The sequence below is a fragment of the Bradyrhizobium sp. 142 genome (assembly GCF_023074015.1).
Classification (GTDB): domain Bacteria; phylum Pseudomonadota; class Alphaproteobacteria; order Rhizobiales; family Xanthobacteraceae; genus Bradyrhizobium.
This window is the reverse complement of record NZ_JADPKQ010000262.1, coordinates 1-5,794: the sequence shown is the minus strand read 5'-3', so window position 1 is coordinate 5,794 and position 5,794 is coordinate 1. Positions and strand designations below refer to the sequence as shown.

General features: G+C 62.5%; 5 protein-coding genes. 3 read left to right on the top strand and 2 right to left on the bottom strand.

The window, feature by feature from the left end; all coding sequences use genetic code 11:
• Positions 1 to 560: 560 nt before the first annotated feature.
• Positions 561 to 992, bottom strand: a complete 432-nt coding sequence (locus IVA82_RS23560; RefSeq protein WP_148742552.1) for a hypothetical protein — start codon at positions 990 to 992, stop codon at positions 561 to 563.
• A 187-nt stretch (positions 993 to 1,179) separates the two neighbouring features.
• Between IVA82_RS23560 and IVA82_RS23555 the strand changes: the two genes are divergently transcribed.
• On the top strand, positions 1,180 to 1,464 hold the full coding sequence (locus IVA82_RS23555) for a GIY-YIG nuclease family protein (protein WP_247387786.1): 285 nt from the start codon (positions 1,180 to 1,182) through the stop codon (positions 1,462 to 1,464).
• A 108-nt stretch (positions 1,465 to 1,572) separates the two neighbouring features.
• On the opposite strand, the gene IVA82_RS23550 is transcribed toward IVA82_RS23555, so the two are convergent.
• The gene (locus IVA82_RS23550) at positions 1,573 to 1,818 is read right to left on the bottom strand and encodes a hypothetical protein (RefSeq protein ID WP_187436174.1); all 246 of its coding nucleotides are present in this window, start codon (positions 1,816 to 1,818) and stop codon (positions 1,573 to 1,575) included.
• A 204-nt stretch (positions 1,819 to 2,022) separates the two neighbouring features.
• Between IVA82_RS23550 and IVA82_RS23545 the strand changes: the two genes are divergently transcribed.
• Both IVA82_RS23545 and IVA82_RS23540 read left to right on the top strand, forming a co-directional pair.
• Positions 2,023 to 4,539 (top strand): glycogen/starch/alpha-glucan phosphorylase, encoded by a 2,517-nt coding sequence (locus IVA82_RS23545; RefSeq protein ID WP_247387787.1) that lies wholly within the window; start codon positions 2,023 to 2,025, stop codon positions 4,537 to 4,539.
• Between the two features lie 227 nt (positions 4,540 to 4,766).
• Complete coding sequence (locus IVA82_RS23540) at positions 4,767 to 5,582, top strand: thioesterase family protein (protein ID WP_247387789.1); 816 nt, start codon at positions 4,767 to 4,769, stop codon at positions 5,580 to 5,582.
• The last annotated feature ends 212 nt before the right edge of the window (positions 5,583 to 5,794 follow it).

Below are 5,794 nucleotides of genomic sequence, written 5' to 3'. Positions count from 1 at the left end.
AGTGGTTTGCTGGTCCGCATTCCCCTTGGTCGCGGCCCTTCGCTCCACCAGCTCCTTTCGCAGATCGCTCTGCCTCGTTCGCCGGCTTCGCCGCTACTGTGGCCACGTCCGACTTCCCGCGTTCGTTCGTCATCGGCTTCGGCTCCTCGCCTTCCCGATGCGGACCGAAGGCGCATGCCGCCTGCGGTCGAACGCGGGACCTCCCAGGTTCCGGCGCGGTCCCTTACTGCGTGATGGGGTCTTCGACCACGGCAGAGCGTCAGCCCCTCGCATAACGGGACCGCACATGTTGCCTTCGACGTTGCTTACCGCCTCGGCCTCTGCGAGTTTCTGTCTTTCGCGGCTCAATAGCCACCCCACAGCATCGTTGTGTACGCTTCGCTGCCGCCGTCGCCGACGACACCGCAACACTCACTACCGGGCGCCCGCTACGGCTTACCCGGACCGGACTTCCACCGGTTGGACCGCGCCAGCTTGCCTGGCGCACAAGCAATCCAGAATCTGTCCGCGGAGGGACTCTGGATTGCTTCGCTGCGCTCGCAATGACGGAGGTTGTTGCACTATCTTCCGATGATCACCCCGATCACGTTCGGCGCCGCCAGATATTTCTCCTCGATCGCCGCGCGCGCCGCAGCGCGGTTGTCCGGCGTCAACAGGCCGCGCTTCTCAGCCAAGATCATCCAGCAGAACCCCCACCAATCGGTCAGCATGCCCGCCTCGTCGACGAGGTCATAGCCCTGCTCGGCCGCGAAGATGCGCGCATGCGCTTCGTCCAGCGTGTCGAGAAACAGATGGTCCTCGGACGAGAACAGATCGTCGCTGACGTCGTCGATGGTGTAGCCCCAGATCGACTGGCACACCGCGTTGAACTCGCGGTCGAACTGGTCGTCGTCGACCGCATAGCGCCGCGCCGTCCGATGCAGCCGCGACAGAGACCGCGCGAAATCGGCGATCCGGGTGAGGGCAAATTGATCGAAGGCAATGGTGGACATGTAGTCCTCGCGACGTCTGACGAACCTAGATGTTGTGTCGGCTATGTGTCGAATCACAATGATATATCAAAGACTTGCTAAAGTGTTCTTAATTTGTTCTGATGATGGGCGCTGTTGTTGAGAACGTCGTCCTGGCGAAAGCCAGGATCCATTACCCCGGTCAGCGTTGTCCTTGCGAGCTGAAGCCATGAGCGCAAGCAGCTGCTACGTCTACATTCTCGCCAGCCGTCATCACGGGACGATCTATATCGGCGTCACCAACGACATCCGTGCTCGGCTTGAGTTGCACCGGTCGGGTCGAGGCTCCAAGTTCGTGCACAGGGTCCTTCGTCTTGTGCACGTCGAAACCTTCGCGACACCACAGGAAGCGATTGCGCGCGAGAAGCAATTGAAGTTCTGGAAACGCGATTGGAAGATCAAGCTGATCGAGCAAGAAAATCCCGATTGGAATGACCGGTCGGGCCTCATCTGACAGCCGGGGTAATGGGTCCTGGCTTTCGCCAGGACGACGATCGTGAGAGCCTTCGCCGGGACGACACTCTCTTTGTCGCGAGCGTTTTCTTTGTTGCGCGTGGTCGCCTCAATTCACCGCCGACATCAGCCTGTCCCCGCATGCGCTCGCATAAAACTTGCCGCCGCATTGGCGCTTGATGGCGGCGCAACGGGCGGCGGGGGATGCATTTTGCGGGACGGTGAAACCGCAGCTCAGACCGTCGGCGCTGCGGCCCGGCTTGCCGGCGGCAAACGCAGCGCTGGAGGCGCTGATGCAGACGACGAGCAGGGCGGCGGTGGCGATTTCGATCAGCAATCGCATCTGCAGTTTCATGGACATCCCTCCACACTGATGGCCGAATTGGTTCCTAATCTAACATCGAATCCACGCATTCCCGTGCTGATCCGGGTTCCCAAACCGGCCCATTCCTTGCATAAATCTGCGCCAGTGCAATGCACGGCCGCGCCTGCGATGGTTTCGGTCCGGAGGCATGACGCGTAGGGTTAGTGGTGTTCTCGCGACCAGGAAGTAACGGCCTTGCAAGATTCATCGTTCCAGCCAAATTTTCCCGCCCCCGACCAGCCCATCGACGAACTCGCGCTGGCTGAGATCAAGGGCGCGATCCTGGCGAAGCTGCGTCTTGCCATCGGCAAGGACGCAGGCATGGCGACCAAGCACGACTGGTATCAGGCCGCGGCGCTGGCGCTGCGCGACCGCATCGTGCATCGCTGGCTCAGCGCCGAGAAGCGCAGCTACGACGCGGGGCGCAAGCGCGTCTATTATCTCTCGCTCGAATTCCTAATCGGCCGCCTCTTCACCGACGCACTCAACAACATGGGCCTCTTGAAGATCTTCGAGGTCGCGCTCGGCGATCTCGGCGTCTCCTTGCCTGAGCTGCGCAAATGCGAGCCGGATGCGGCGCTCGGCAATGGCGGCCTCGGGCGGCTCGCCGCCTGTTTCATGGAGAGCATGGCAACGCTGTCGATCCCCGCGATCGGCTACGGCATCCGCTACGATTACGGACTGTTCCGCCAGATTATCAATCAGGGCTGGCAGCAGGAATATCCGGACGAATGGCTCGGCTTCGGCAACCCCTGGGAATTGCAGCGGCCCGAGGTGATCTATGACATTCGCTTCGGCGGCGGCGTCGAGCATGTCGACGACAAGGGCCGCGACCGCGCGGTCTGGCATCCGTCCGAGACCGTGCTTGCGATGGCCTATGACACGCCGATCGTCGGCTGGCGCGGCCAGCACGTCAATGCGCTCCGGCTATGGTCGGCGCGCTCGCCCGATCCTTTGAAGCTCGACGCCTTCAATACCGGCGATTATGTCAGCGCCAGCGCCGAGCAGTCGCGTGCGGAGGCGATCTGCAAATTCCTCTATCCGAACGACGAGAGCCCGGCCGGTCGCGAGCTGCGCCTGCGCCAGGAATATTTCTTCGTCTCGGCCTCGCTTCAGGACCTGATCAAGCGCCATCTCGCCTCCGACGGCCAGCTGCGCAGCCTGTCGAACAAAGTCGCGGTACAGCTCAACGACACCCATCCGAGCCTTGCCGTCACCGAGCTGATGCGGATCCTGATCGACGACCACAATTTCCGCTGGGACGAGGCCTGGAAGATCACGGTCGCGACGCTGTCCTACACCAATCACACGCTGCTGCCGGAAGCATTGGAGACCTGGCCGGTCGAGCTGTTCGAGCGCCTGCTGCCGCGGCATCTCGAGATCATCTACCGCATCAACGTCCAGCACCTCGCGCTGGCGGAAGCGCGCGCCCCCGGTGACATCGACTTCCGCGCCTCGGTCTCGCTGATCGACGAGAAGAGCGGGCGCCGCGTGCGCATGGGCCAGCTCGCCTTCGTCGGCTCGCATCGCATCAACGGCGTCTCGGCGATGCATTCGGACCTGATGCGCGAGACCGTGTTCCACGATCTCAATCATCTCTATCCCGGCCGCATCACCAACAAGACCAACGGCATCACCTTCCGCCGCTGGCTAATGCTGGCGAACCCGAAGTTGACCGACCTGTTGCGCGAGGCCTGCGACGAAGCGGTGCTCGACGATCCGACGCGGCTCGAATTGATGGAAGCACGCGCCAGCGACGTTGCGTTTCAGCAGCGATTCCGCAGTGTCAAGCTTCACAACAAGACGGCGCTGGCGCGCCTGATCGGCGAACGGCTCGGCATCAAGGTCGACCCGGGCGCGCTGTTCGACGTGCAGATCAAGCGCATCCACGAATACAAGCGCCAGCTCCTCAACGTCATCGAGACGGTGGCGCTGTACCAGTCGATCAAGGACGATCCCAACGGCAATTGGGTGCCGCGGGTCAAGATCTTCGCCGGCAAGGCGGCGGCGAGCTACCGCTACGCCAAGCTGATCATCAAGCTGATCAACGACGTTGCGGAGGTCGTCAACAACGATCCCTCGATCGGCGGCAAGCTCAAGGTCGTGTTCCTGCCCGACTACAATGTCAGCCTCGCCGAAGTGATCATTCCCGCGGCCGACCTGTCCGAGCAGATCTCGACCGCCGGCATGGAAGCCTCCGGCACTGGCAACATGAAGCTGTCACTGAACGGCGCCCTCACCATCGGCACGCTCGACGGCGCCAACATCGAGATCCGCGACCATGTCGGCGCGGAGAACATCGCGATCTTCGGCATGGAAGCCGGCGACGTGATGATCCGGCGCAAGCAGGGCCTGGATGCCTCCGACGTGATCCGCAGATCGCCAAAGCTCCAGCGCGCCATCAACTCGATCGGTGGCGGCGAGTTCTCGCCCGGTGATCCCGGGCGTTTCGAATCGATCGCGCATGCCCTGCGCTATCTCGATCACTACATGGTCAGCGCCGATTTCGATTCCTACTACGAGGCGCAGCGCAGCGTCGACGCGCGCTGGCAGGTGGCGCCGGCCTGGACGCGCGCCAGTATCCTCAATGTCGCGCGCATGGCGTGGTTCTCCTCAGACCGCACCATCCGCGAATATGCCGAAGAGATCTGGAACGTGCCGGTGAATCCATCCACACCCTTGCTGCCAAACCTGCGCGACGTCGCGGGCTGATTTTCCACGCGACGAAATCAGCGTTACCTGCGAGGTTATTGCATCTCGCAGGGAGGCTCATGATATGATCGCCATCATCCCCGGGCGGTGTCGGCGGTATGGACGCCGTAACCTCAAGCACCGTCATTGCGAGCGCAGCGAAGCAATCCAGACTATCTCCGCGGAAAGACTCTGGATTGGCTTCGCTGCGCTCGCAATGACGGTGGGGTCGGTATCGAGGACCAGCAATGCACGCCAAGCTCCCGCACCCTTTCGACGATGCCACGCGCGTCACCGCCGGCGACAGCAGCTGGCAGGGGCACACCAGTGACGATTACTGGGCCTTTGTCGGCCCGTTTGGCGGCGTCACCGCCGCGACCATCCTGCGCGCGTTGATCGACCATCCGCAAGCCGCCGGCGATCCGCTGGCGGTCACCGTCAATTACTGCGCGCCGATCGCCAAGGGACCGTTCGATCTCGATGTCCGGCTGGTGAAGGCCAACCGCTCCAGCCAGCATTGGAGCGTCGAACTGTCGCAAGGCGGCGGCGAGGTCGCAACGCTTGCCACCGCCGTGTTCGCCGAGCGCCGGCCGTCCTGGGAGCACGGGGTGGCGAAATGTCCGGACGCCACTTCGTTCGAGAACACACTGCCGTTCCCGAAGATCTCGGCCTCCTGGGCCAATCAGTATGATTTCCGATTCGTCGAGGGCGAGATGCGCGTCGGGCCGCAGCAGGCCGAGCTCACCAGCACCTATTCGAAAGTCTGGATCGGCGACCGCACGCCGCGCAAGCTCGACATGCTGTCGCTGATGGCGATGTCAGACGCATTCTTCGGCCGCATCTTCCATGCACGGCGCGAGCTGGTGCCGTTCGGCACGGTGTCGCTGACGACATATTTCCACACCGACGCGGAAGAGCTCGCGGCCGAAGACATCACCCGCGTGCTCGCGACAGCTGACGCAAAGATCTTCCACAAGAGCTATGGCGATCAGAACGGCGAGCTGTGGTCCCCGAACGGCCGCCTGCTCGCGACCACGACGCAGATCGCGTATTTCAAGGCGTAGGTGTTTCCACGATCTCGTCATTGCGAGCGAAGCGAAGCAATCCAGACTGTCTCCGCGGAGGGATTCTGGATTGCTTCGCTTCGCTCGCAATGACGGTGGAGATGTATTGCGAAAATCGGGATAGGGGGACGCCTCGCGGCGTCGCCCCTCCCACACCACCGTACGTACGGGTCCGTATACGGCGGTTCGGTGGATTATGCGGGTCTCGGGGC